At 68.5% G+C, this 20,994-nt stretch carries 29 protein-coding genes; 26 read left to right on the top strand and 3 right to left on the bottom strand.

Annotated features, from left to right (window positions below):
- Nucleotides 1-3 precede the first annotated feature (3 nt).
- The 6 genes from OM513_RS17325 to OM513_RS17300 all read left to right on the top strand — a co-directional run bounded on the left by OM513_RS17325 (nt 4) and on the right by OM513_RS17300 (nt 2,466).
- On the top strand, nt 4-414 hold the full coding sequence (locus OM513_RS17325) for a hypothetical protein (RefSeq protein WP_264945947.1): 411 nt from the start codon (nt 4-6) through the stop codon (nt 412-414).
- Between the two features lie 116 nt (nt 415-530).
- Nucleotides 531-869: a head-tail adaptor protein gene (locus tag OM513_RS17320; RefSeq protein WP_264945945.1), complete on the top strand. Its 339-nt coding sequence runs from the start codon at nt 531-533 to the stop codon at nt 867-869.
- Nucleotides 870-873: 4 nt separating this feature from the next.
- Nucleotides 874-1,296 (top strand): hypothetical protein, encoded by a 423-nt coding sequence (locus tag OM513_RS17315; RefSeq protein WP_264945943.1) that lies wholly within the window; start codon nt 874-876, stop codon nt 1,294-1,296.
- Between the two features lie 27 nt (nt 1,297-1,323).
- Nucleotides 1,324-1,749 carry a phage tail protein gene (locus tag OM513_RS17310; RefSeq protein ID WP_264945942.1) on the top strand — a complete coding sequence of 142 codons (426 nt, stop codon included), beginning with the start codon at nt 1,324-1,326 and terminating at the stop codon, nt 1,747-1,749.
- A 22-nt stretch (nt 1,750-1,771) separates the two neighbouring features.
- A complete protein-coding gene (locus OM513_RS17305; protein WP_264945941.1) occupies nt 1,772-2,185 on the top strand; it encodes a hypothetical protein in 414 nt (137 codons plus the stop codon).
- A gap of 2 nt (nt 2,186-2,187) precedes the next feature.
- The gene (locus OM513_RS17300; RefSeq protein WP_264945939.1) at nt 2,188-2,466 is read left to right on the top strand and encodes a hypothetical protein; all 279 of its coding nucleotides are present in this window, start codon (nt 2,188-2,190) and stop codon (nt 2,464-2,466) included.
- On the opposite strand, the gene OM513_RS17295 is transcribed toward OM513_RS17300, so the two are convergent.
- A complete protein-coding gene (locus OM513_RS17295) occupies nt 2,453-2,743 on the bottom strand; it encodes a hypothetical protein (protein ID WP_264945938.1) in 291 nt (96 codons plus the stop codon). The two genes, OM513_RS17300 and OM513_RS17295, sit on opposite strands and share 14 nt — an antisense overlap.
- Before the next feature lie 58 nt (nt 2,744-2,801).
- Here OM513_RS17295 and OM513_RS17290 point away from each other — a divergent pair, with 58 nt between their 5' ends.
- The 20 genes from OM513_RS17290 (at nt 2,802) to OM513_RS17195 (ending at nt 18,706) form a co-directional block, all read left to right on the top strand.
- Complete coding sequence (locus OM513_RS17290; RefSeq protein ID WP_264945936.1) at nt 2,802-3,377, top strand: hypothetical protein; 576 nt, start codon at nt 2,802-2,804, stop codon at nt 3,375-3,377.
- Nucleotides 3,374-3,874, top strand: a complete 501-nt coding sequence (locus OM513_RS17285; protein WP_264945935.1) for a hypothetical protein — start codon at nt 3,374-3,376, stop codon at nt 3,872-3,874. The genes OM513_RS17290 and OM513_RS17285 overlap by 4 nt, the downstream gene beginning before the upstream one ends.
- A gap of 171 nt (nt 3,875-4,045) precedes the next feature.
- On the top strand, nt 4,046-4,336 hold the full coding sequence (locus OM513_RS17280) for an XAC0095 family protein (RefSeq protein WP_264945934.1): 291 nt from the start codon (nt 4,046-4,048) through the stop codon (nt 4,334-4,336).
- Nucleotides 4,333-4,617: a hypothetical protein gene (locus tag OM513_RS17275; RefSeq protein ID WP_264945933.1), complete on the top strand. Its 285-nt coding sequence runs from the start codon at nt 4,333-4,335 to the stop codon at nt 4,615-4,617. The genes OM513_RS17280 and OM513_RS17275 overlap by 4 nt, the downstream gene beginning before the upstream one ends.
- Nucleotides 4,618-4,698: 81 nt before the next feature.
- Nucleotides 4,699-5,238 (top strand): HK97-gp10 family putative phage morphogenesis protein, encoded by a 540-nt coding sequence (locus OM513_RS17270; protein WP_264945931.1) that lies wholly within the window; start codon nt 4,699-4,701, stop codon nt 5,236-5,238.
- Nucleotides 5,238-7,589: a phage tail length tape measure family protein gene (locus OM513_RS17265; RefSeq protein WP_264945930.1), complete on the top strand. Its 2,352-nt coding sequence runs from the start codon at nt 5,238-5,240 to the stop codon at nt 7,587-7,589. The genes OM513_RS17270 and OM513_RS17265 overlap by 1 nt, the downstream gene beginning before the upstream one ends.
- Nucleotides 7,586-8,173 (top strand): hypothetical protein, encoded by a 588-nt coding sequence (locus tag OM513_RS17260; protein WP_264945929.1) that lies wholly within the window; start codon nt 7,586-7,588, stop codon nt 8,171-8,173. Before OM513_RS17265 ends, OM513_RS17260 begins: the two co-directional genes overlap by 4 nt.
- Nucleotides 8,174-8,839 carry a hypothetical protein gene (locus OM513_RS17255; RefSeq protein WP_264945928.1) on the top strand — a complete coding sequence of 222 codons (666 nt, stop codon included), beginning with the start codon at nt 8,174-8,176 and terminating at the stop codon, nt 8,837-8,839.
- A complete protein-coding gene (locus tag OM513_RS17250) occupies nt 8,836-9,276 on the top strand; it encodes a DUF6950 family protein (protein ID WP_264945926.1) in 441 nt (146 codons plus the stop codon). Before OM513_RS17255 ends, OM513_RS17250 begins: the two co-directional genes overlap by 4 nt.
- Complete coding sequence (locus OM513_RS17245) at nt 9,276-11,180, top strand: phage tail protein (RefSeq protein ID WP_264945924.1); 1,905 nt, start codon at nt 9,276-9,278, stop codon at nt 11,178-11,180. Before OM513_RS17250 ends, OM513_RS17245 begins: the two co-directional genes overlap by 1 nt.
- A 1-nt stretch (nt 11,181) precedes the next feature.
- Nucleotides 11,182-11,769: a hypothetical protein gene (locus tag OM513_RS17240; RefSeq protein WP_264945923.1), complete on the top strand. Its 588-nt coding sequence runs from the start codon at nt 11,182-11,184 to the stop codon at nt 11,767-11,769.
- A gap of 25 nt (nt 11,770-11,794) precedes the next feature.
- Entirely contained in the window at nt 11,795-14,311 is a 2,517-nt protein-coding gene (locus OM513_RS17235) for a hypothetical protein (protein WP_264945922.1), read from the top strand.
- Entirely contained in the window at nt 14,308-15,186 is an 879-nt protein-coding gene (locus OM513_RS17230; RefSeq protein ID WP_264945920.1) for a hypothetical protein, read from the top strand. The genes OM513_RS17235 and OM513_RS17230 overlap by 4 nt, the downstream gene beginning before the upstream one ends.
- Before the next feature lie 11 nt (nt 15,187-15,197).
- Nucleotides 15,198-15,506 (top strand): hypothetical protein, encoded by a 309-nt coding sequence (locus OM513_RS17225; RefSeq protein ID WP_264945918.1) that lies wholly within the window; start codon nt 15,198-15,200, stop codon nt 15,504-15,506.
- A 10-nt stretch (nt 15,507-15,516) separates the two neighbouring features.
- Complete coding sequence (locus OM513_RS17220; protein WP_264945916.1) at nt 15,517-16,146, top strand: peptidoglycan recognition protein family protein; 630 nt, start codon at nt 15,517-15,519, stop codon at nt 16,144-16,146.
- Nucleotide 16,147: 1 nt separating this feature from the next.
- The gene (locus tag OM513_RS17215; protein WP_264945915.1) at nt 16,148-16,354 is read left to right on the top strand and encodes a hypothetical protein; all 207 of its coding nucleotides are present in this window, start codon (nt 16,148-16,150) and stop codon (nt 16,352-16,354) included.
- The gene (locus tag OM513_RS17210) at nt 16,351-16,659 is read left to right on the top strand and encodes a hypothetical protein (protein ID WP_264945914.1); all 309 of its coding nucleotides are present in this window, start codon (nt 16,351-16,353) and stop codon (nt 16,657-16,659) included. Before OM513_RS17215 ends, OM513_RS17210 begins: the two co-directional genes overlap by 4 nt.
- Nucleotides 16,656-17,048 carry a hypothetical protein gene (locus OM513_RS17205; RefSeq protein ID WP_264945913.1) on the top strand — a complete coding sequence of 131 codons (393 nt, stop codon included), beginning with the start codon at nt 16,656-16,658 and terminating at the stop codon, nt 17,046-17,048. The genes OM513_RS17210 and OM513_RS17205 overlap by 4 nt, the downstream gene beginning before the upstream one ends.
- 82 nt (nt 17,049-17,130) lie before the next feature.
- Entirely contained in the window at nt 17,131-17,253 is a 123-nt protein-coding gene (locus OM513_RS17200) for a hypothetical protein (protein ID WP_264945912.1), read from the top strand.
- A gap of 238 nt (nt 17,254-17,491) precedes the next feature.
- A complete protein-coding gene (locus OM513_RS17195; RefSeq protein ID WP_264945911.1) occupies nt 17,492-18,706 on the top strand; it encodes a tyrosine-type recombinase/integrase in 1,215 nt (404 codons plus the stop codon).
- A 210-nt stretch (nt 18,707-18,916) separates the two neighbouring features.
- Here the strand turns inward: OM513_RS17195 and OM513_RS17190 are convergent, their stop codons facing one another.
- Both OM513_RS17190 and OM513_RS17185 read right to left on the bottom strand, forming a co-directional pair.
- Complete coding sequence (locus OM513_RS17190) at nt 18,917-19,621, bottom strand: helix-turn-helix domain-containing protein (RefSeq protein WP_264945910.1); 705 nt, start codon at nt 19,619-19,621, stop codon at nt 18,917-18,919.
- A 16-nt stretch (nt 19,622-19,637) separates the two neighbouring features.
- Nucleotides 19,638-20,897, bottom strand: a complete 1,260-nt coding sequence (locus tag OM513_RS17185; RefSeq protein WP_264945909.1) for a tyrosine-type recombinase/integrase — start codon at nt 20,895-20,897, stop codon at nt 19,638-19,640.
- Nucleotides 20,898-20,994: the final 97 nt, after the last annotated feature.

Raw genomic sequence — 20,994 nt, 5'->3', positions numbered from 1 at the left:
TTCATGTCCGATATTTCGATCACGGCCACCAGTGTGGTGGCCGGCGCCGGGGCGCGCGTGGAGCATGGCACGGCGGGGACCACGATCACCGCGGGCCAGTGGGTCTACAAGGACGCCGCGACCGGCCGCTATCTGCTGGCGGACAGCAATTCGGCGACGGCCGCGGCGCGGGTGCCGCGCGGCATCGCGCTCAACGGCGGCGCGAATGGCCAGCCGGTGGCGATCGCACTGAGCGGTCCCGTGACGATCGGCGGCACGCTGACCGCGGGCGTGGGCTATTACCTGTCCGACACGCCGGGCGGCACGTGTCCGGTCGCCGATGTGGGATCGGGCGAATACGCCACGTTCCTGGGCATGGCCACGTCCACGACCGTGCTCAACATCGACATTCAGGCGAGCGGCGTCGCGCTCTGATGCAGACGATCCGTTTCACCCGCGCGGACCAGATGGTGTCCGGCGGGGTGAGGGTGGGGCCTGTGTTCGAAGAGGGCAGCGAGCACGTCACCAGCACGGGCCGGGGGGCGGGATAGATGCTTCCGGCCGGCGCACGCAATCGGCGGATCGAGTTCCAGCGCGCGCATCATGTGAAGAGTCCGCTCGGCCCCAAGGTGCCGGCGGAATGGCAGCATGTGCAGATGGCCTGGGCGGCCGTCAGCTACGGCCGTGCCGAGGAGCGCCGCAATGCGGCTGCCGAGGGCGCGAGCGCGGCGGCCACGTTCCGGGTGCTCTCATCGGCCGCGCTGCGCGCGCTGCGCGAAACCGACTGCCGGATCCTGATGGACGGCCAGGCGTGGAACGTGACCGCGATCACGCCGGTCAACGGCCGCAACTTCGAGCTCGAATTCACCGCGATCGCGGCGAAGGGGTGACGGCATGAACGAGGCGCTGCTGCTGCGCATGACCGGCGCGGCGCCCGTCGCCGCGCTTGCCGGGGACCGCATCGGCTGGTTCGAACGGGAACGGCCGGGCGAGGTGAAGGCCTGGAGCGACGTGCTGCCGGCGCTGGTGCTGGGCACGGTGCATATGGGCCGCGGCTGGACGCATCGCGGGCCGACCGGATTCGACACCGCGATCGTGGACCTGGAGGCCTATGCGCTCGATCCCGACGCGGCGATGGCGCTGGCGCGGGCCGCGCTGACCGAAATGGAGCGGGTTCCCTACGCCGATGTGGCGGGCGTGCGGTTTCATCCCGGAATGCTCGCTGCCGGCATCGAGGACAAGTCGCTTGTGGACGGGCTGGAGATCTATCGCGTGCTGCGAAGGGTCCGGTTCAATCATCAACCCATCGTCGCCTGACCGGCGAAACACCAGGAGTAGATTCCCATGAGTTCCCAGCCCAATTTCGGCGGCGAGTTCTGGCTGGCCGATTCCGCCGGCACGCTGACCGAGATCGACGGCGTACTCAGCGCCGCATTCCCGAACCCCACGCGCGGCACCTATCGCACGTCGAACCACAAGACGACGGGCGGGCACACCTACAAGGCCGAGGCGCTGCCGGAGCCGGGCACGTTCACCGTGCGCATCCAGTATGACTCGGGCTCGGCGACCGATCTGCTGCTGCTCGATGCCTATACCGACAAGGAGCCGCGCGCCTATCGCCGCGTGTTCCCGGGCGGCAGCGGCAACCGGATGCTGGACGGCGAAGCGATCCTGACCAACTATCAGGTTCAGGACCAGGCGCTCGAAGGCCAGCAGGAGGCCATCCTGACCTTCCAGGGATCGGGCGGCGTGACGCCGGCCGACGCCTGATCGCGGCCAGAGGGGAACCGACATGGCGGTGGGCTTGATGGGCGAGGCGACGTGCCAGCTCGACGGCAAGCATTTCCATCTGGTGATGGACAATGAGGCCTGGATGCTGGTCGAGGACGTGCTCGACCGCAATTACCTGGATATCGTCGCCACGATATGGCGGCTGGCGCAGCGCAGGCGGCTGGCGCCGGTTTCGATGATGCGCGCGATCATCTGGGGTGCCACGCGGCGCAACCATCCCGAGCTTTCGATCGAGGATTGCCAGAAGCTGGCCGAAAACCCCGATCCGGAGTTCAGCCGGGCGCTGTCGCAGGCGTTCTGGGGATCGGTGGCGACGAGCGAGCCGGGCGAGGAGGCGCCCGACCCGGGGGAAGCCAAGGCCCGGCGGGAGGGCCGGGGCGCGAAGGCGAAAAAGGCGAAGGCTGGAGCTGGCTGAAGGTGCTTTCCGGCTATCTGGAGGCCGGGGGCAGCACGCAATCGTTCCGGCGCGAAACGCCGCGCACGACGATGATGACGGTGCGGGCCTACCGGCGCCGGCGCGGATGGTCCGCCTGGATGACATCGGCGCTGGGCCGGTTCGAATTCCCGGGCGGCCACCCCAGCATGGACGAGGTGATGGGCCAGCCCAAGCGCCAGCCGCCCAACGCGGCCGACATCGAATGGCATAACGCGAAGATCTTCGCCGCGCTCACGGGCGCGAAGGTCAGCGGGAGGTAGGGACGGCAGAACAATCCAGCTCACCGGCAAGGATGTGCTCCCGCCAGAACTCATCGACCAGCTCGCATCCGGTGGCGATGCGCACCGCCTCGCGCATCTCTCGGCGCCGATCGACAGTGCGCCCCTTGCCGATGGCCACGAACATGCTTTTATTGAACACCTTGACCTCGCCGTTTCGGACGTAGACGCGATAGGTATGACCTTCCACTTCGACTTTCTTGTTCAAGGTAGCGGGCGCCGTCTGCAAGACGGATAGCAAGGCGATGACGATCAGCATTCGCGCCTCCAACGATTCGCTATAGAATTCCCTATGCAATGGGGGAGACGGCGAGTCGATGGTTCTGCCAGGGAAGGGAATTTACCGGCTTCCGCCGGATTGGTGCCATGTCGAGGGCATTTGGTTTCTCGACGAGGGCGACGATTTCAATGTCGAGGTTGTCGGCGAATATTGGCGTCAGGACCCGTATCATCTGCTGATCGGCGAGCGATACGAGGATGGCGTGGATATCGAGATCGCGGCGGAGCTGCGGCCGGAGCCCTATAACGAGCATGACGAATATGCCGTGGCCGTGCATCTCGACGGCCACAAGGCGGGATACCTACGTTCAGGCTCGGACGAGCAGGGCCTGTTGCATGTTCTTGCGGACCTACATGCGCCGCTGGTGGCGAAGGCGAAAATCACGGACGGGCGCGCCGTGATGGGTCCGCAAGGCACCTATCAGCTCTGGCTCAGCGTAGCGGGCGAGGTCGGCGTTCGCCGGTGGGATGCCAGACGCGGCGAATTCTGCCGTTCAATCGATTCTGAGGATGCGCCAGACGCCGCCAACGAGCAAATCCGGCCCTGGGAAATCGTGATCGGAACGGTGATCCTATCGGTGTTGATCGTCGGCATATTGGTGGCGATCCGGTGACCCGCGCCCGACAGACCGCTGCTCTTCTGGCGCTTGTGGTGCTGCCGGCGTGCGACGCGGCGGTCGAGACTGCGAAATCCGAGGTGAGAAAGCACTTGGATGACCCGGATTCTGCCAGGTTCTCGGAAGTCAGGAGTTGCACACGGCCGAAGATGATCATCGGCAAGGTCAACGCCAAGAACCGGTTCGGCGGCTATACCGGAGACGAGATGTTCTTCGTGGTGGACGGGCGGGTCTATTTGCCCGGCACGATTCCGCTGGTGTACGACGAGCCCTATGTTCAGCGGTTCATGATCGGGCTTATCGCCGCGTGCGAAGGAATGGATTACGAGACGGATTTCACCGCGTTTCTGAATTCCTACGACTTCAGGAACGATACCGAAGCTGACGTGCGGGAGTTCAATCCGTTTCGAGCGCCTGACGCACCAGCCGGCGGATTGCCTCGGCGCGCGACGGGAGGTCCGGCTGCGTCGCCCTCCAATGGTCCACAGCGCTAAGGTCTGCGCCCTGAAGGCGGACGCCAATCTGAGTGCCCTTGCCGGTAGGCGGGCGTCCTCTCTTTTTTATGCCAGCACTAATTGACATTGCGCGTTTGTGCTGGCAGAAAAAGCGGGCCATGGCAAGGTTGCACCCTCGCCACGGCCCTAACCCATCACACGGAGGTCCCCGTGCCACAGGCTGCCCGACCCCATATCCATGCCGATCCGGTGCTGGAAGCGCATTATGCGCTTTCCGACGCCGGCATGTTCGAACTGCACCTGCTCCGCCGGTCGCTGGCGGCGCTCGCGACGCTGACGTGCCCCGAGGGCGCGGAGGAGGCGCACCACGCCCCGGAAACGCCCCGGGAAGACCTGGGCGCGCTGTTCCTGGTGCTCGGGCGCCAGCTCGGGCGCGCGATCGACGGGATTCCGGCGGTGTCCGGCGCCATTCGCGTCGAGCGTACCGGAGCCGGGCGATGACGGACCTGAGCTGGGTGGGCCAATGGCCGGAAGTCGGCGCAGAGGGCTATTTTCTGGACGAGCAGCTGTACCAGGAGCTGGAGGATCTGCTGAACGCGATGCAGTGGATGGTCAACCAGCTCTCCGATGAGAGCGACGCGACCTCGCCCAAGCAGGCGCGGGCGATCCTGTCGGTCTGCGCCGACCGGCTGGCCGGAATCATCGCGGCCGGCCTGCCGGAAATCACGATCGAGCGGCCGATAGAGCCGGGAGAGCAGCGGAAGCCGGTTTCCGCCACCTGATTCCGCGCGGCACGGCCGCGCCACGTTGAAAATTACAGGGCCGTCCCGCCGGGGCGGCCCTTTTGCCGTTCGGAGGGCGCGATGCAGATGGGAATTGCCATGGTGGGCCTGCGCGAGCTGGACGCAGCGCTGGCGCAGCTCGGCGAAGCCGTGGCGACGCGCATCGGAAAGCAGGCGATCCGAGCTGGTGCCGACGTTCTGCAGGATGCCTGGGCGCGAGGCGCGCCGTTCCGCCCGGGCGCGCGCGAAAAGACGTGGACGCTGGCGTCCGGCGAGAAGCGATCGGCCTATTACGGCCATCTGACCGAGAATATCCGCGTCGGCGCCGTCCGGCCGAAGAAGGAAAACGCCATCGTGTTCAAGGTGACCACGGGCGACGCCTTCTGGGCCTATATGCTCGAATTCGGCTGGACCGACCGTTCGGGCAAGCAGCACAAGCAGCCCTGGGCGAGCGCGATCTATGAGCAGATGAAGGACGGGATGGTCTCGGCCGCGGCAGACACGCTGCGCGACGGGATCGAGGCCGAACGGGCCAAGATCGCGGGGCGGTTGAAAGCCGGGCAGCGCGGATTGAGCGCAGCGGCGGTGCGTTCGCTGCGCCAGCAGGGCCGGATCAGCTGATGGCGACGATCGCCAATCTCACCACCTATATCGCGGGCGAGAGCAGCAGCTTTCTGAGCTCAATCGAAAGCTCGCGCGGCGCGTTGCGGCGCCTATTGAGCGAGCTGGACCCCGCCGCGGCGGCGACGGCGAAGTTCAACAACGAGCAGCAGTTGCTCGACAATGCGCTGAAGCGGGGAACGGCTGGGTTCAAGACCCAGGCGATAGGGATCGAAGAGCACAGGGTTAAGACCGAGCAACTGCGCGCCCGGTACGAGCAACAGATCGGGTCGATCAACCGGGTCACGCAGGCCAACACGCAGTCGCGCATGGGCATGCAGCAGCTTAGCTTCCAGCTCAACGATATCGCCACGATGTACGCGATGGGCGCACGGCCGATGCAGATATTCGCGTCGCAGGCAGGGCATGTGGCGCAGGCTATCCAGATGGCTTCGGGCGGAACTTCCGCCTTCGCGCGGTTCCTGGGCGGGCCATGGGGCCTGGCGCTCACTACGGCGACCGTGGCGCTCGCACCGTTCGTCGCGAAGCTCTTCGAGGGGGAGACCGCCACCAAGAAGATGGCGCTCGCCAGCGACGGCCTCAGCGATGCGCAGGCTGTGCTGGGGCAGATGTTCGATCTCAACAGCGGCAAGCTGAAGAAGATGAACGACCTGCTGCTGCTGAACATCAAGCTGACCGAGCTGCAGTTGCGCAACGAATCCCTCCAGAAGAGGGACGAGGCGATGAAGTTCGCCCGCGGAGTGGGCCCTTCCCTGACAACAATGATGATCGCGCCGTGGTTTGCAGAGGGTGGTGACGCCACTGTCATGCGTGATGCGAACCGGCTGCGGAACCATGTGCGCGGCACGGTCGAAGCCGTGCTTGCGGGGCGCAAGGATGCCAGCGCGGTACTCGATCGATTTACCGATAAAGATCTCGCCTCGCTGAATATCACGGCGCAGGACTACCGCGACGCGCTCGTTGCTGCGACTGAATCTCGCTACAAAGGCATCACGGCAGACGAGATCAGGAAAACCCTGGAAACAGGAAAGCTCTCCGCCGTCTTTCGCAATCCAGAAACCGAGCGAAAGCCCAAAAGCGACAAAGACGCCGAACGCGCCGCACGCGAGGCCGAGGAGGCTCGGCAGCGTTTCGAAACGCAGATGGAGGCATTCCGGCGCGAACAGCTCCAGGATCAGCTCGCGATCACGACCGACCTTGAAGAGCGGGCGGCACTCCAGGCGGACCTCAACCTGATGGAGTTCGAGGAGCGCAAGCGCCAGATCCTGAACGAGAAGAACTATACGGAAGAGCAGAAGACCGCGCTGATCGACCTGCTGAAGAAGCGCTATGGCGCTGAGGGCGGGGACGAACTGCTGGTAGGCAGTGGGCTCAGCCCGTTCCTGGCCAAACAGGCGCAGGCGCAGCAGGCCGAACTGATCGACCAGGACCTGGCGATGAAGCGCGCCGCTATGGAAATCCAGATGGACGCTCTGCGCGACCAGCTCGACCAGGCGCGCACGCAGCGCGAGCGGCGCCGGATCAGCCTGGAGATCCTGGACCAGGAAAAGAAGATGGCCCGCGCCGCGCTGGAAGCGGTGATCGCCAAAGAGGAAAGCACCAAGACCGAAAAGAATATCGCCCGCGCCAAGCTCGCCGCGCTCGACGCCGAGTACAAGCGCAAGTCGGCCACGGTCGAGCGTCAGACGATGGGCCCGCTCGAAACCTACATCGACGGGATGATCAAGGACGCCGGGGAGCTCAACGAGGCGTATGAGAACATCGCCGTCGACGGGCTGCGGTCGCTGAACGACGGGATCACCGAGGCGATCATGGGTTCCAAGTCACTGGGCGAGGCGTTCTCGCAGGTGGCGAAGCAAATCGTGGCGGACCTGATCCGGATCATGATCCAGCAGACGCTGATCAAGCCGCTGGCGGAGGCGCTGCTGCCCGGGGGCGGGGGCGGCGGTGGGCTATCTAGCATTGGCGCGGGGCTCGGCAAGATGATTCCGGGCATCTTCAGCATTCTCGGCGGGGGTGGCGGAGGCGGTATCGCCCCAGGCCTCGCCAGCGGCGGCTCGTTCGACGTTGGCGGCTTGCCCGGCACCGATCGCAACCTGCTGAGCATCAACGGCCAGCCACGCGCCTGGGTGAGCGATACCGAACGGCTGCACGTCACCCCGGCGAACGATCGCGGCGGGCCGGGCGGCGGGCGCAACCTGACGCAGATATTCAACAACAACGGCGTGATGACCGTCTCCGAGTTCTGGGCACAGGTCCAGGCGATGAGCGATGCTGCGCAGACCGGGGCGGTGACGACGGTGCGGCGTGACAGCATCCGCGCCGCGCAGCGGAGCCTGCGCCGGCGATGATCGACCTGACCGCGCTGAAATGCCAGGCCGCTCCGGTGCGCCTGATCGACTGGGGCGTGATGCAGCGCCCGTCTGGCCCGGGGCCGACCGCGCGCGTGGGGCGCGTGGGGACGCGCTTCGGCATCGAATATGTGGCGCCGCCCGAGGAGATCGAGCCGGACGGGCGGCGCTGGATCGCCCGGCTGCAGCAGGCGAAGCAGCAGGGCGCGCGTGTGCTGTATCCGCAGGTGGAGTTCAATGTGGGCGCGCCGGGCGCTCCCACGGTGGACGGGGCGGTGAGCGGCGGCATGTCGCTGCCGATCACCGGCGCCGCGGCGAATTATGCGATCCGCGAGGGCCAGGCGCTCAACGTGGTGCGATCCGGCCGGACCTATCTGCATTTCGCGGCGGCGCAGACGATCCTGGACGCATCGGGCGACGGCACGATCGCGCTCACCACGCCGCTGCGCGCGGTGCTGGCGGGCGGCGAGAGCGTCGAGCTGAAGAACCCGGCGATCGAGGGCTGGCTGACCGGCGACGAATTCTCGTGGACGCTGGAGCTGGCGCGGACCGTGGGCCTTTCGTTCGCGATTGAGGAGCGTTGAGTGACCGCGCTGCATCCGGCGCTGGACGCCGCGCTTGCCGGCGACAACGTCACCGTCTTCGCGGCGCTGACGATCGCGCTGCCGGATGAGACGCTGCGGCTGCTGGACGGTGCGGCCGAGCTTCAGATCGGCGAGCATGTGTGGGCGGGCGAGGTCGCGGACCTGGTGACCGGCTGGGGCCTGGAGGATTTCGAGGACGGGACCGGAGACGAGGCCCCTTCGTTGCCGCTCACGCTGTTCCCGGCAAGCGATGCCGCGGCCGCGGAGCTGAGCGATCCGGCAGTGCAGGGTTCGCAGGTGCGGCTGGAGGTCGGCGCGCGCAACGACGCGACCGGCGAGGTGATCGGCGAGCCCTATCTGCTGTTTGCCGGCGAGATCGACGTGCCGCTGCACCGCACCGGACCGGGCAAGCTGATGGTGGACCTGACGTGCGTCGGCGGGATGGAGGGGCTGTATTTCGAGGACGAGGGCATCCGAATGGCGCAATCGTTCCACGAGCGCGTGTGGCCCGACGAGCTGGGGTTCGCGCACGTCACCGGAATCACCGATTACGACTATTGGGGGATGAAGGGGAAACCCAACTCGTCCGCCACGACGGGCGGCACCTCGACCGGATCGGGCACCGGCGGGGGTGGCGACTGGGCGCTGAGCGAGCCCTGGTCATGACGCGGCTCCCGCTGTTCGAGCGGCGCGACCGCACGCTGGTGACCTGCAACCGGTTCCTCGGCGCCGAGCTGGATTATCATTTTGCCGACTGTGGCAAGATGATGGTGTTCCACCTGCAGCAGATGGGCCACGGCGGTGCCGTCGGCCATGCCGGGCAGTGGCGTTCGAAGCTGGGGCTGGCGAAGTTCCTGCGCCGCAACGGCGGCAGCGGGGCGGCGGTGCTCGACGCGCGCGGGCTGCGCCGGATCGCGCCGGCGGACGCGATCCTGGGCGACCTGATCGAGGTGCCGGGCGAGCCGCCGTTTGGGGCATTCGGCGTGATGCTCAACAACGGCGCCGCGCTGATGTGGAGCGAGCATCCTGCCGCCGGCGAGCGGTGCGCGATCGTGCGCGCCAATGTGCGGCTGGCCGCGTGGCGGCTGGGGGAATTCGGCTGATGTCCAAGGCGCTGAAGATCGCGGGCTTCGTGCTCGCGGTCGCCGCGGCGATTCCGACGGGGGGAACGTCGCTGCTGGCCGCTACTGGCATCGGAGCGGTCGCGGCGTCGGCGCTGGTGCTGGGCGTCAACTTCGCCGCGGCGATGACGGCGTCGGGCCCGTCCGTCCAGGGCCAGCAGACGCAGTGGCGCGCGGACATCAACGCCGGCGTGCCGATCGTGTTCGGCCGCACGCTGGTGGGCGGAGATCTGCGCTACAAGAAGTCGCACGGGAAGAACAACAAATACGACACGATCGTCACCGTGCTCTCGGGCTGCGGGCCGGTGAACGCGATCGCCGCGACCTATGCCGACAAGAAGGCGGTGTCCTATAGCGGCGCGGCCGCCACGGGCGAGCTCAACGGGCGGCTGTGGAGCGATTTCCAGCTCGGCGCGTGCCCGGAGGCTTCGCAGCTTTCGACGGGGATCGGCACGCCGCCCGGATGGTCGAGCGCGCACAAGCTGTCCGGCTACGCGGCCGTGATGGACACGTTCGAATTCGACGGAAAGGGCGAGAACACCTTCACGCAGATCCCGGCGATGGCGCGGCTGATGGAGGGCGTGAAGGGCTATTCGGCGCGCGACGATTCGACGTTCGACGGCGGCAGCGGAACGCAGCGCTGGGACGACGAAACGACCTGGGCCTATACCGAGAACCCGTTCGACCTGGCGGCGACCTATGCCATCGGCTGGCACCAGGGGCCGGACGATGTCCGCGTCGGCGGGGTGGGGATGAACATCTCCGCGATCGATCGCGCGTCGTTCGCCGATGCGGCGGCGGTGGCCGATTACAACGGCTGGGTTGCCGGCGGCCAGGTGACGAGCCGCGACGGCAAGTGGGAGGTGCTGAAGGCGCTGTGCCAGGCAGGCGGCGGCGAGCCCGTGCGCCAGGGCGCGCTGCTTTCGTGCATCGTCGAGCAGCCGCGGGTGGCGCTTGCCACGATCACCTCGGCGGACGTCATCGGCGAATGCTCGATCGCGACGTCGCAGCCGCGGCGCGACCGGCTGAACGGGATCGTGCCGCGCTATCGCAGCGAGGATCATTTCTGGGAGATCGTGCCGGCCAGCCTGGTCAAGAACGAGGACTGGATCGCGGAGGACGGCGGCGAGCGCACGCGCGAGCTGGACATGCCGCTGGTGCAGTGCCCGGCCGGCGAGCAGCCGGCGCAGGCGGCGCAGGTCGCGGCATATCATCTGGCGCGCGGGCGCGAGGCGGGGCCGATCGTGCTGCCGCTGAGGCTGCGCTGGATGGGTTTCCGGGCGGGCGATTGCCTGCAGGTCGCCAATGAGCCGTTCTTTGGCTGGCTGGCGGGCAAGAAGGTGCTGGTGCTGCGCCGGCGGCTGGACGCCGAGGCGGCGTCGATCGTGCTGACGCTGCGCACCGAGACGGATTCGAAGCATGCCTGGGCGCTGGCGCAGACGGGCACGGCCGCGCCGGTGACCGATCTTCCGGAGTTCGAGCTGAGCCCGCCCGAAGCGGGCGAGTGGACCGTCGACGGTGCCACGATCGAGGGCGACGGCAGCGCGATCCCGGCGCTGGTGTTCGAGGGCGCGGTCCCGGACGGCGTGCCGACGGGCGTAGTGTTCTCGATCTACCAGGGCGAGGCGGCGCCGGTCGATCCGGCCGACTGGGAGATCGCGGCGGTGATGCCGCCGACCACGACGCGCTTCGTCTATACGAGCGTCGGCGCGGGCCTGCCCTATGTCGCATCGGTCCAGTACCGGTACGCGATCGGGATCAGCGAGCGGCTGGTGCTGGGGCCGGTGACCACGGGCGTGCTCGCGGGCACCACGGCCGCACCCTTTGCTGCGCTGGGCGGCGAGCTGCTGACCTACGGCGGCGAATACATCACCTTCGGAGGCTGACATGGCGATCGAGCTTGCAGACGCGGTCGGCAGCGTCGCCGCCGGCGGCGACGTGGCGGACAGCGACAAGATCTTCGGCATCGAGGGCACCACGCTGCGGACGTGGCTGGCATCGGCGATGGCGACCTATATCATCGCCAAGATCGTCGACAGCGCGCCATCGACGCTCGACACGCTCAACGAGCTGGCGGCGGCGCTGGGCGACGATCCGAATTTCGCGACGACGATGACGAGCGCGCTGGCGGGCAAGCAGCCGCTGGACAGCGACCTGACGGCGATCGCGGCGATCGCGGCGAACGGTCTGATCGCGCGCACGGGCAGCGGCACGGCGGCCGCGCGATCGATCGCGGCGGGATCCGCGAAGATCTCCGTCAGCAACGGCGACGGCGCATCGGGCAACCCGACGATCGACCTTGGCAGCGTGGCGTCGACCGACATGAGCGACAGCGCCGTGCTGGTGCGCATCGTATCGCCGCCCGCTTCCGCCGGGGCGACCGGGGCAGCCGGGCAGATCGCGTTCGATTCGTCCTATTTCTACGTCTGCACCGCCACGAACACCTGGCTGCGCGCGCCGATCGCCACCTGGTAGCGCACCGCACCATCCGGAGACATCGATGATCAAGACCGCAACGGTCCGCCTCCGGGCGGTCCGCACGACGCCGTTCACGTTGACGGTGCGTATCGTCGGGCTCGACCTAACGGGCGCGACGATCGCGGGCGAGGTGCGGCAGCGATACGACGCCCCGGGCGATCCGGAACTGGAGTTCAACTTCACGACCCCGGACGTTGCAACCGAGGATGGCGCACCGGTCAGCACGTTCGTCATGTCGATTCCCGAAAATGAAATCGAGCTGGTGGAGGATGCGTCCGAGCCCGGCGGCGACGTGAACTGGATCTGGGCGCTGGACATCACGCCCAGCGGCGGCACGAAGCAGCGATACCTGGAGGGGGAATTCATCGTCGGCGGGCCGGCCGGCGGCGCGGGATCGATCGGCAGCGCCAACGTGACCGTGGCCGACCAGACGCTGACGGTGGAGATCGACGGCGCCGCGGTGACGGCATCGTTCGCGGCCGCGGCCGAGCTTTCGGCGCAGGATGCGGCAGGGTCGGCGACTAGCGCCGCGGCTGAGCGCGTGCTGGCACAGCAGGCGGCGGCCGACCTGGCCGCGCAGGCGTCCGCCGTGACGAACAATTCGGCGGTGCTCGCAGGGTACAGCACGACCAGCACGAACACGACCGGCGACGATCCCACGCAGAGCGGGACGGGAACCGGCATCAGCCTGCCGCGCAGCAATATCGTCCCGCTCGGCCTCACCGGCAAGCTGTTGCGCGTGGAGGTCCGCGCGATCGCGGCGGGGACAGTGGAAATCCAGCTGCAGTCGGTGAGCGGAACGGCGTGGACCTATCAGGGCAGCTACAGTTTTTCGGCGAGCGCCAACACGACCTATGTCCTGGATCTGATCCCGTCGCAGTTCGGCGTGACCGAGTTCAACTCGGCATGGATCGTCGCGCTCTATTCGAGCGATGGCGCCACGCTCAACGGGGGCGTATCCGGGCGCCGCGTCAGCTCGGGCGACGGCCATGGCAGTTCGCAGGCTACGACCACGACCACGGCGCCGTATTGCCGCGCTACCGTCACCGCCACCACGAACACGCCGGTCAAGACGCTGGTTGACGGGCTGCGCACCGATCTGACGACCGAGCAGGCCGCGACCGCGCCCGTCGTGCGCGACCGGACCATTCCCGCGGCGATCCCCTATCTCGGCGCCGCAGCGGCGGAAGTGCAGGCGGACGGCGTTATCCGCGCGATCGATTATGGCGTGGTCAAGCTGGCGGCCGACGCGCCCGCCAAGTTCGTGCCGTGGTCGACCAGCTTTCTAAACGCTGGCGCGCCGACGAAGATCACGACCTCGGCCGAGGCGGTGTACAATGCCTGGCCCGAAGGCAGTTTCTACGACGCGGGGCGCGATCAGCTCGTGCTGATCTACATGTCGGCGCCGGCGCACTCGCCGAGCCCGGACCTGGCCGCGAACTACACGCGCAAGGTCAAGTGCCGGGTGCTGGCCAATGCCTCGGCCTATGACGTGTCGGCTTCGGGAAATCCGTTTGGATCGGCAGTGACGGTCTGCGAGCAGAGCGAGCAGGACTGCTATTCGTACACGGGCGTGTGCCTGCCGAACGGCAATTACCTGGTGCTGTGCCTGCGCACCAAATATCCGGGCGAGATCAGCACCAACCTGCCGATCCTGGCCGCCACCTCGACCGATGGCGGGGCGACGTGGAGCACGGCCACGCTCACCGATTACAACGGCACCGCGATCGTCGACGATGCGTCGGGCGGCAGCTATCCCTATGGCCTGGTGGTCGACGACGACGGCGCGGTCTATTTCTGGCACCTGCGCAACGCCACCTATGGCAGCGTCGGCGAGTATACCTGGTACCGCTCGGCGGACGGCACCAACGGGAGCTGGCGCCCCAATTTCGTCATGGACCAGCCGTGGCGATCGATCCTGCTGGAGCGCGATGCCTCGATCCCGCTTGCGGGCACCTCGACGCAGTGGAATCCGTTCGAGCCGGTGACCGTCAAGCTGGCGGACGGGCTGATGATGACGTTCTGGCGCCCGACCGCCAGCGGCGGCACGACGGGCGCCTATTCGCTCTATACGATCGGGCGGCGCGTGCTGCCCGGCGTGTGGGACTGGACGCCGTGGCAGGCGTGCAATGTCGGCAACGCGGCGAACAACCCCGCCGTGGTCTATCACCGCGACCTGGGCATGCTCGAGATGATGGTGGCGCCGCGCGGCAACGGCAACAACACGGGCGGGAGCTATGGCGGCGTCTATCTGGCGCAGGCCACGCTGGAGGATGCGCTGCGCGGACGCTGGAACATCCGGCACAAGGTCTGCTCGGCGCTGGTGGGCTCCAATTCGACCTATTGGAGCGATTTCGGCGCGCCCCAGATGCTGCGCGCGGGGAGCAACGTCTTCGGCCTCTATTACGACCAGGACGGATCGAACAACAGCGCGCAGATCTATCTGCTGAAGGGCGTCATCGGCTGGGATCGCCATCCGGTCACCGGCCGGCCCACGCGCCGTGCGCTGCCCGACGGAACGACGGAGATCATCACATGACGACGGCGACGAAGCTGATCCCCGGCGCGCAGTCGGCCGGCGCGTTTGGCAAGCGCAAGCTGTGGGATGCCGGGCTGCTGGTCAACAGCTACCTGCTGGCGGGCTGGGCTCCGGGCTATTTCGCGACGTCCGGCGCGGCGGGCGACGTGGTGCGCCAGATCGACGGGCGTTGCCCGCGGCTGTATCTCGACTGGGCCAGCGGAGACACGACCGCCTACAATGCCGCGCGCGAGCTGGTGTTCGCGGGCCGCGCGAGCATGGCCCGCATCCGCTGGCGCTCGCGCGCCGACTGGCACGCGCGCGACGGCACGCCGCAGGCCAGCGGGTTTCCGCTGGGTACGGGTTTCGGGTGGACGATCGGGATCAAGCTGCCTGCCGCGGCCTCGTTGACGAGCTACACCAGCACGACGCTGCGCATGCTCACGATGGGCAACCAGGGTGTCGAGGACAGCCCTTCCGGCAGCCCGCCGATGCTGTGCCAGCTTTCGATGGTCACCGACGGCTCCGGCGTGGTGACGACGTTCCGGTTCCGCTTTCGCAAGAATGCCACGAGCGGCGCCGACACGACGATCGACCTGACCGGCGGATCGCTTCCCGCGCTCGACACCAAGCACGTGTTTTCGATCTGGGCGGACCTGAGCGGCAACATGCTCTACGTCTATGTCGACGGCGTGCTTGCGGGATCGACAGCGATCGTGACGACGGGATCGAGCCCGATCTCCTATGTCTACATGCTGTATCTCAGCAAGGCGCTGGGGTTCGCAAGCGGCGATACCGGGTGCCCGATGACCTGGTGGGCGCCGCTGCTGTTCTATTCGAACCAGGCGGCGTTGCGCGCGGCTGAGGCACACCTCGTGTCGCAGATCTCGGCGTAGGAGGATCGACCATGAGCATCATGCCGATCCTTCCGCTCGCCATCTCGTCGGCGGCATCCGTGCTGGGCGGCGGGTTCCTGGGCGCGTGGATGGTCAACCGGCGCCTGTGGCCGAAGAGCATGGCCGAGGCGCACGAGATCACCGCGGCGGCGAAGGACAAGGACTTCGCCCGATTCCACCGCGAGATCGCGCGCCTGGTCGCGCGCGTCGAGAAGGCCGAGGAAAAGGCCGACGCCGCGGCCGCGGGCCAGCGGGCATGCGAGGAGCGCGAAGCGCGTCTTCGCCGCCAGCTCGTCGCCGCGGGCATCGCGATCAACTGAGGAGCACGACATGGCAGGAATCGAGCTGGCGCCGGGCCTGCGCCTGGTGACGCGCGCGCAGTGGGGCGCCGACGCGCGCCTGCCGCGGCTGGGGCACAGCGTCGCGCGCAGCGCGCGGACGCATGTTTTCATCCATCACACGGTGATGATCGATCGCGATCCGACCCCGAACATCTGGGAGAGAGATGCGGAGATCTTCGCGATGATGCGCAGCCTGCAGCGCGCGCGCCCGGATCTGGGGCTGGACGTGCCGTACAGCTTCGTCGCGTTCCTGACCGCGGGCGAGGGGCTGACGATCGCCGAGGGCCGCGGCGAGGACCGCAGCGGCGCGCATTCGGTGGGCCACAACAGCGCGGCGATCGGCATCGCCTTTGCCGGCGATTTTCACGGCGCCGATATCGACGCGGCCGAGATCGCGGCGCGGATGCCGCTGCTGAGCGCGTTCCTGGGCTGGCTGCGCTCGAGCGCCAGCCATCCGGCCTATGGCAGCTTCGCGCCGATGGCGCGGCTGGGGAGCGTCCGGCCGCCGGCGGCGACTGGCCGCGCGGTGTGGGCGCATTGCGACATCAAGGCCACGGCCTGCCCGGGCGCCAAGCTGCTGCCGCACCTGGCCGCGGTGACCTTTGGCGGGGAGGCGTGAGATGGTGACCTGGCTTCAGATCTCGCAGGTGCTGATCCTGCTGATGGCGATCGCCGCGACGGGCTATGGCGTGCTCGTCTTCCTGGCCGGCGCCAACGCATCGTCGCCGGCCGTGTCGGACAAGCTGGGGCGCGAGGGATGCACGATCACGATCGCGGGGCTGGCCTTTGCCGCCGCGGCGATCGGCGCGCTGGCGGGCTGGTGGTGAGCATCGGGGCGGCGATCGCCGCGATCGCGACGCCGTTCCGCGCGCTGGGCAACCCGGAGGGGCGCCGCGGCTGGGCGCTGATGTTGCTCGCCGGCGGCGGAATGGCGATGACGGTGATGGCCGGGTTCGCGCTGTGGCTGGTGCGCGAGGTGCCCAGCTATGCTTTCCAGCTCGGGCTGGGCGCGCTGGTGCTGGTCGGCATCGTGCTCACCGGCTTCGCGGGGCTGCTGATCAAGCGCACGATCCGCGGCAAGGTGGGCGGCAGCGAGATCTCGATCGAGGACGCACGAGGGGAACCCGAATGAGCATCATCGCCTGGATCGTGGCCGCACTGGTCCGCCGCAACGTGCCGACGGGCTGGGCGCATCTGATCGCCTGGGCCGCGACGATCGCGATGGCCGCCGCGGCGATCTGGCTGGCGGGATCGATCATCATTGGCGCGATCACCGGCGCGCACGACGCGCGCCAGGCGGCGGATCAGCGCCAGGAACAGCTGGAGCGGATCGGCACGGCCGACGGCGACCAGTTGCGCCGTGAGGCGCGCGACGCGGCCGCCCAGGACAATTTGCAAGGAGCAATCGAGAATGCGATCGACGCGAACCCCGATGCTGCCGGCCGCGCTGGCGGCCCTGCCAGCAATGCTGCTTTGCGCGAGCTGCGGGAGCGAGAGCGCCGCGCCGCTGAGCGCCGGTAGCCGCCCCGCGATAGAGCGCGTCACGCCGGCGCCGCGCACGCCGATCCCCGAGCCGGCGGTGCCGTGCCCGGACGATCCGGCGATGCGCTGCTGGAGCGATGCGCAGATCGCCGAGGTGATCGCCGGCCGCGAAAAGGCGCTGGACGATCGCGACGCGCAGCTTTGCTGGCTGCGCGTGTGGTTCGGCTACCCGCCCTGCCCCTGAGGGGCGAGGAAGAGCCGGAATTCGTGCGCGCATGCTGGGGGTATCGGCGGGGGTATCAACAACGCGCGCCTAGCCTGAAAAGCGCAGATTTTCGCCATTTCCCGGCGATAGCGCGGCGGAGGGGTTGTCCGCCGCGAATCCGGGATCAAGAAGAAGGGCCGGCCGCGTCGCTCCGACCGCGGCCAGCCCCTCAGGACGCCCAGGCGTCCATTTCGAGCAGTTGAGGAGCGAGGTGTCAATGCCTCTTACCGTGGCGGCCGTGAAGGCCGCGGCGCCGCGCGATCGTGCGTACAAGCTGCACGACACGGGCGGCCTGTTCCTGTTCGTCTCGCCGGCGGGCGCGCGATCGTGGCGGCTGAAGTACCGTTTTGGCGGCGCGGAGAAGCTGCTGACGATCGGGCGCTATCCCGATATCGGCCTTGGCGATGCCCGGGCGCGGCGCGACCAGGCCCGGCTGGAGCTGCGCGACAATGTCGACCCTGGCGCGCGCAATCGCCGTCAAGGGGGCATTATCTCGCAGAATTTCGAGCCGGTCGCGCGGGCCTGGCACGCCGCCCGCCGCGGGCGATGGTCGGCCGCGCATGCGGCGGACGTGCTTGCCAGCCTGGAGCGCGACGTGTTCCCCGCAATCGGCACCCGGCCGATCGCCGCGATATCGCCGGCCGAGCTGCTCGAGCTGCTCGGCGCCGTGGAGCGCCGCGGGCGCATCGAGACAGCGCGGCGGATCGCGCAGCGCATCGCCGGCGTGTTCGCGTTCGCGCGGCTGCGCGGGATGATCGCGACGAACCCGGCGGCGGATCTGCGCGCCGAGCTCCGGCCGCGGCCGCCGGCGCGGCGCCATCCGGCGATCACCGATCCCGCGGCGGCGCGGACGCTCCTGGATGCCGTGGACGCGCTCCCCGGCGCGCCGGTGGCGAAGCTCGCGTCGCGGTTCCTGGCGTTGACCGCGGTGCGCATGGCGGCGGTGCGGCTGGCCACCTGGAGCGAGATCCACGATCTGGACGGGGAGGCGCCATATTGGCGCGTCCCGGCGGCGCACATGAAGCTGGCCGCGGCCAAGAAGGCCGCGGCCGAATTCGACCATATCGTGCCGCTGGCGCCGGCCGCGGCGGCGGTGCTGCGCGAGGCAGCGAAGTTCGGGCACGATACCCGAACTTCGCCGGCGCCGGCGGCGCTGATCTTTCCCGGCCGCGGCGCGGCACCGATCGGCGAGGGTGCGATCGGCGCGCTCTATGCGCGCGCGGGGTTCAAGGGCCGCCACGTTCCGCACGGCTGGCGCGCGGCATTCTCTACCATCCTCAACGAGCGCGCGCCGGAATCGCGCGCCGCGATCGACCAGGCGCTGGCGCACACGCCGGCGAACAAGGTTGAGGCAGCGTACAACCGGGCGGAGCATCTGCAGATCCGGCGCCGACTTTTCGAGACCTGGAGCGAGCTGCTCACCGCGGGCTGAACGGCCGCAATTTCGGCACGAAGTTTGCGCGCTTCCCCTCTGGGAAGCCACCGCAGCCGCGCAAGCGGCTGCATCCGCCGGGAGCGGCGGGGCAGGACGATCGTCGCTTAAGGACTTCGTTATCGGCTTGGGGGCAACAAACTCAGCGCGTGGCGCAGCCACTCATCATATATATTCCTTCGGCTCCCGGGTTGTCGGCGTTCAGTACCTTCACGCACCTGACCGACGATCGAGGGCGGCGCCCAAGGCGTCCACCGCAGCAGCAAGGCCGGGGTCCGAGATCCGCGCGCTGCCCTGCTCGCCAAGGGGCAGGGAGGCGAGCATGGCCTCGGTCTGGGCGGCGTGCTCGTTCCGCTGCCAGATGGCGTCCTCAGGCGGCGGTGCGTTGCCCAGGAGCTGGCGCACCATGACCTCGACGCGCGGGGGCACCAGGAAGCCATAGGCGTTGGACGTCTGCTGCACCTGAGGCCCGGCCTGGCCTTCGTTGCCGGTGCTGACGCAGCGGCGAATCCATTCGACGAAGCCGGCCGCGCGCAGACGCTCGAGCGCCTGGCGGACGGCCTTGTACGATCGCTTGATCTTCGCGGCGATCGTGTCGACCGACGGGTCGCAGCGCCCCGTCTTGTAGTCTGCGAAGCTGTACAGCGCCTCGAGCACCTCGAGCCCGATATGGCCGAGCGCCCCGTTGCGGCGCGAGCGCTCCATGCTTTCCTGCTCGAACCGCCTGGCCGCGCGGAGCACGGCGCCGATGCGCCGGCGAGCACGGCGTGTGGTGCCGTCGGCGATCGGCCGCCAGACGCGATGCTCGCGATCCCCCACGCGATAGCTGTTCGCCCGCACCGGCTGGCCGGTGATGTGTGGCCTGCCCCTCCCGGCAACCTTGCCCAGGACGTCCCCGATCGCGCGCGCCGTCATGCCCGCGCCCCCCGGATCAGCGCGGCAGCAGCTCGGCCGCCGGCGGCAATCCCTGCATCAGCAGATCGCCCCACTGCTGCGCGATCGCGCGGCGCCGGGCCATGTACACCGACCGGTTGTACACGCCCTCGACGCCCTTCGGCTTGTGCGCGAGCATCAGGTCGATGATCGCGCGGTCGCGTTCGCGATCTTCTGCGGCGGCGAGCTCGTTCATCACCGTGGAGAAGGTCGAGCGCCAGCCATGGGGCACGTGGACGCCCGCGAACCCTGCGTCGCGATAGAGCTTGCTCAGGCTGCTGAGGCTCACGGTCTTGCGCGGCGAGTAGAGCGAGGGAAACAGATGGCTGCGGCTGTGCGAGGTGGCCAGCGCCGCCTTCACGACCTCGGCCGCGTGTGTCGACAGCGGGATCGTGAAGTCGTTCCCGGCCGACGCCTTGAGCGCGCGGCGCAGCTTCATGCGCGCGGCCGGGATGCGCCACAGCGGCTCCGGGCCGTACAGGTCCTCGAACTCCTCCCGCGCGGCGCCGATCACCGCACCCGGCCGTGCGGCCGTCAGCGCCACCATGCGCGACGCCAGGCGCAGCGCCCACCAGTCCGACTGCTTCTCGACGGCCGCCAGCACCGATCGCGCGCGCTCCAGCGCCAGCTCGGCCGGGCGCAGCCGCTCGGTGACCGGCTGGAGCGCCTTGCGGATCACAGCCGCCGGATCGGCCTCCGCCCGGCCGGAGCCGATCGCGAAGACGAAGACGTCGGACAGATATCCGCGCACCCGGTGCGCCATCTCGATCGTGCCGGCCGCCTCGATCGCGCGGACGAGCTGCAGCACCATCGGCACGGTCACGTCGCGCACAGGCACCCGCCCGATCGCCGGGAAGGCGTGCTTGCGCAGGCGCTCGAGGACCTGTTTCGAATAGCGCGCGTCCCAGCGCGCCGACTGGCGCTGATGCCACTCCTCCGCGATCCGCTGGAACGTATCGACCGCGGACATCGCCTGCGCGGCGCGGCGCTGCTTCAGCACAACGCCCGGATCGAGTCCGTCGCGCATCATCCGGCGCGCCTCGTCGCGCCGCGCGCGCGCCGCCTCCAGGCTGATTTCCGGGTAGGGGCCGAACACGAGCTGCTTCTCGATCTGCTTGTCCGGCCCGGCGATCCGGTACTTGAAGCGCCAGGAGCGGTAGCCGGTGGCCGTCACCAGCAGGAACAGGCCATCCGAATCCGTCAGCTTGCGGGGCTTGCCGCTCGCCGCGGCACGGCGACAGGCCAGGTCCGTCAGCACCAGCGGCCGATTCGAGGGCGCTGGGGGCACTGGTCACCGAGCCCCCCTGCGATGCCCCCAGAATGTGTGCGCTTCGATGATCGGTGATGATCGGCCA

The organism is Sphingomonas canadensis (genome assembly GCF_026013525.1).
GTDB classification, from domain to species: domain Bacteria; phylum Pseudomonadota; class Alphaproteobacteria; order Sphingomonadales; family Sphingomonadaceae; genus Sphingomonas; species Sphingomonas canadensis.
This window is presented reverse-complemented; position numbering and strand designations above follow the sequence as displayed.

Coding starts and splice junctions, on each gene's coding strand:
- OM513_RS17325 (WP_264945947.1), top strand. CDS start 4: ATGTCCGATATTTCGATCACGGCCACCAGTGTGGTGGCCGGCGCCGGG.
- OM513_RS17320 (WP_264945945.1), top strand. CDS start 531: ATGCTTCCGGCCGGCGCACGCAATCGGCGGATCGAGTTCCAGCGCGCG.
- OM513_RS17315 (WP_264945943.1), top strand. CDS start 874: ATGAACGAGGCGCTGCTGCTGCGCATGACCGGCGCGGCGCCCGTCGCC.
- OM513_RS17310 (WP_264945942.1), top strand. CDS start 1,324: ATGAGTTCCCAGCCCAATTTCGGCGGCGAGTTCTGGCTGGCCGATTCC.
- OM513_RS17305 (WP_264945941.1), top strand. CDS start 1,772: ATGGCGGTGGGCTTGATGGGCGAGGCGACGTGCCAGCTCGACGGCAAG.
- OM513_RS17295 (WP_264945938.1), bottom strand. CDS start 2,743: ATGCTGATCGTCATCGCCTTGCTATCCGTCTTGCAGACGGCGCCCGCT.
- OM513_RS17290 (WP_264945936.1), top strand. CDS start 2,802: ATGGTTCTGCCAGGGAAGGGAATTTACCGGCTTCCGCCGGATTGGTGC.
- OM513_RS17275 (WP_264945933.1), top strand. CDS start 4,333: ATGACGGACCTGAGCTGGGTGGGCCAATGGCCGGAAGTCGGCGCAGAG.
- OM513_RS17270 (WP_264945931.1), top strand. CDS start 4,699: ATGCAGATGGGAATTGCCATGGTGGGCCTGCGCGAGCTGGACGCAGCG.
- OM513_RS17265 (WP_264945930.1), top strand. CDS start 5,238: ATGGCGACGATCGCCAATCTCACCACCTATATCGCGGGCGAGAGCAGC.
- OM513_RS17260 (WP_264945929.1), top strand. CDS start 7,586: ATGATCGACCTGACCGCGCTGAAATGCCAGGCCGCTCCGGTGCGCCTG.
- OM513_RS17250 (WP_264945926.1), top strand. CDS start 8,836: ATGACGCGGCTCCCGCTGTTCGAGCGGCGCGACCGCACGCTGGTGACC.
- OM513_RS17245 (WP_264945924.1), top strand. CDS start 9,276: ATGTCCAAGGCGCTGAAGATCGCGGGCTTCGTGCTCGCGGTCGCCGCG.
- OM513_RS17240 (WP_264945923.1), top strand. CDS start 11,182: ATGGCGATCGAGCTTGCAGACGCGGTCGGCAGCGTCGCCGCCGGCGGC.
- OM513_RS17235 (WP_264945922.1), top strand. CDS start 11,795: ATGATCAAGACCGCAACGGTCCGCCTCCGGGCGGTCCGCACGACGCCG.
- OM513_RS17230 (WP_264945920.1), top strand. CDS start 14,308: ATGACGACGGCGACGAAGCTGATCCCCGGCGCGCAGTCGGCCGGCGCG.
- OM513_RS17225 (WP_264945918.1), top strand. CDS start 15,198: ATGAGCATCATGCCGATCCTTCCGCTCGCCATCTCGTCGGCGGCATCC.
- OM513_RS17220 (WP_264945916.1), top strand. CDS start 15,517: ATGGCAGGAATCGAGCTGGCGCCGGGCCTGCGCCTGGTGACGCGCGCG.
- OM513_RS17215 (WP_264945915.1), top strand. CDS start 16,148: ATGGTGACCTGGCTTCAGATCTCGCAGGTGCTGATCCTGCTGATGGCG.
- OM513_RS17205 (WP_264945913.1), top strand. CDS start 16,656: ATGAGCATCATCGCCTGGATCGTGGCCGCACTGGTCCGCCGCAACGTG.
- OM513_RS17200 (WP_264945912.1), top strand. CDS start 17,131: ATGCGCTGCTGGAGCGATGCGCAGATCGCCGAGGTGATCGCCGGCCGC.
- OM513_RS17195 (WP_264945911.1), top strand. CDS start 17,492: ATGCCTCTTACCGTGGCGGCCGTGAAGGCCGCGGCGCCGCGCGATCGT.
- OM513_RS17190 (WP_264945910.1), bottom strand. CDS start 19,621: ATGACGGCGCGCGCGATCGGGGACGTCCTGGGCAAGGTTGCCGGGAGG.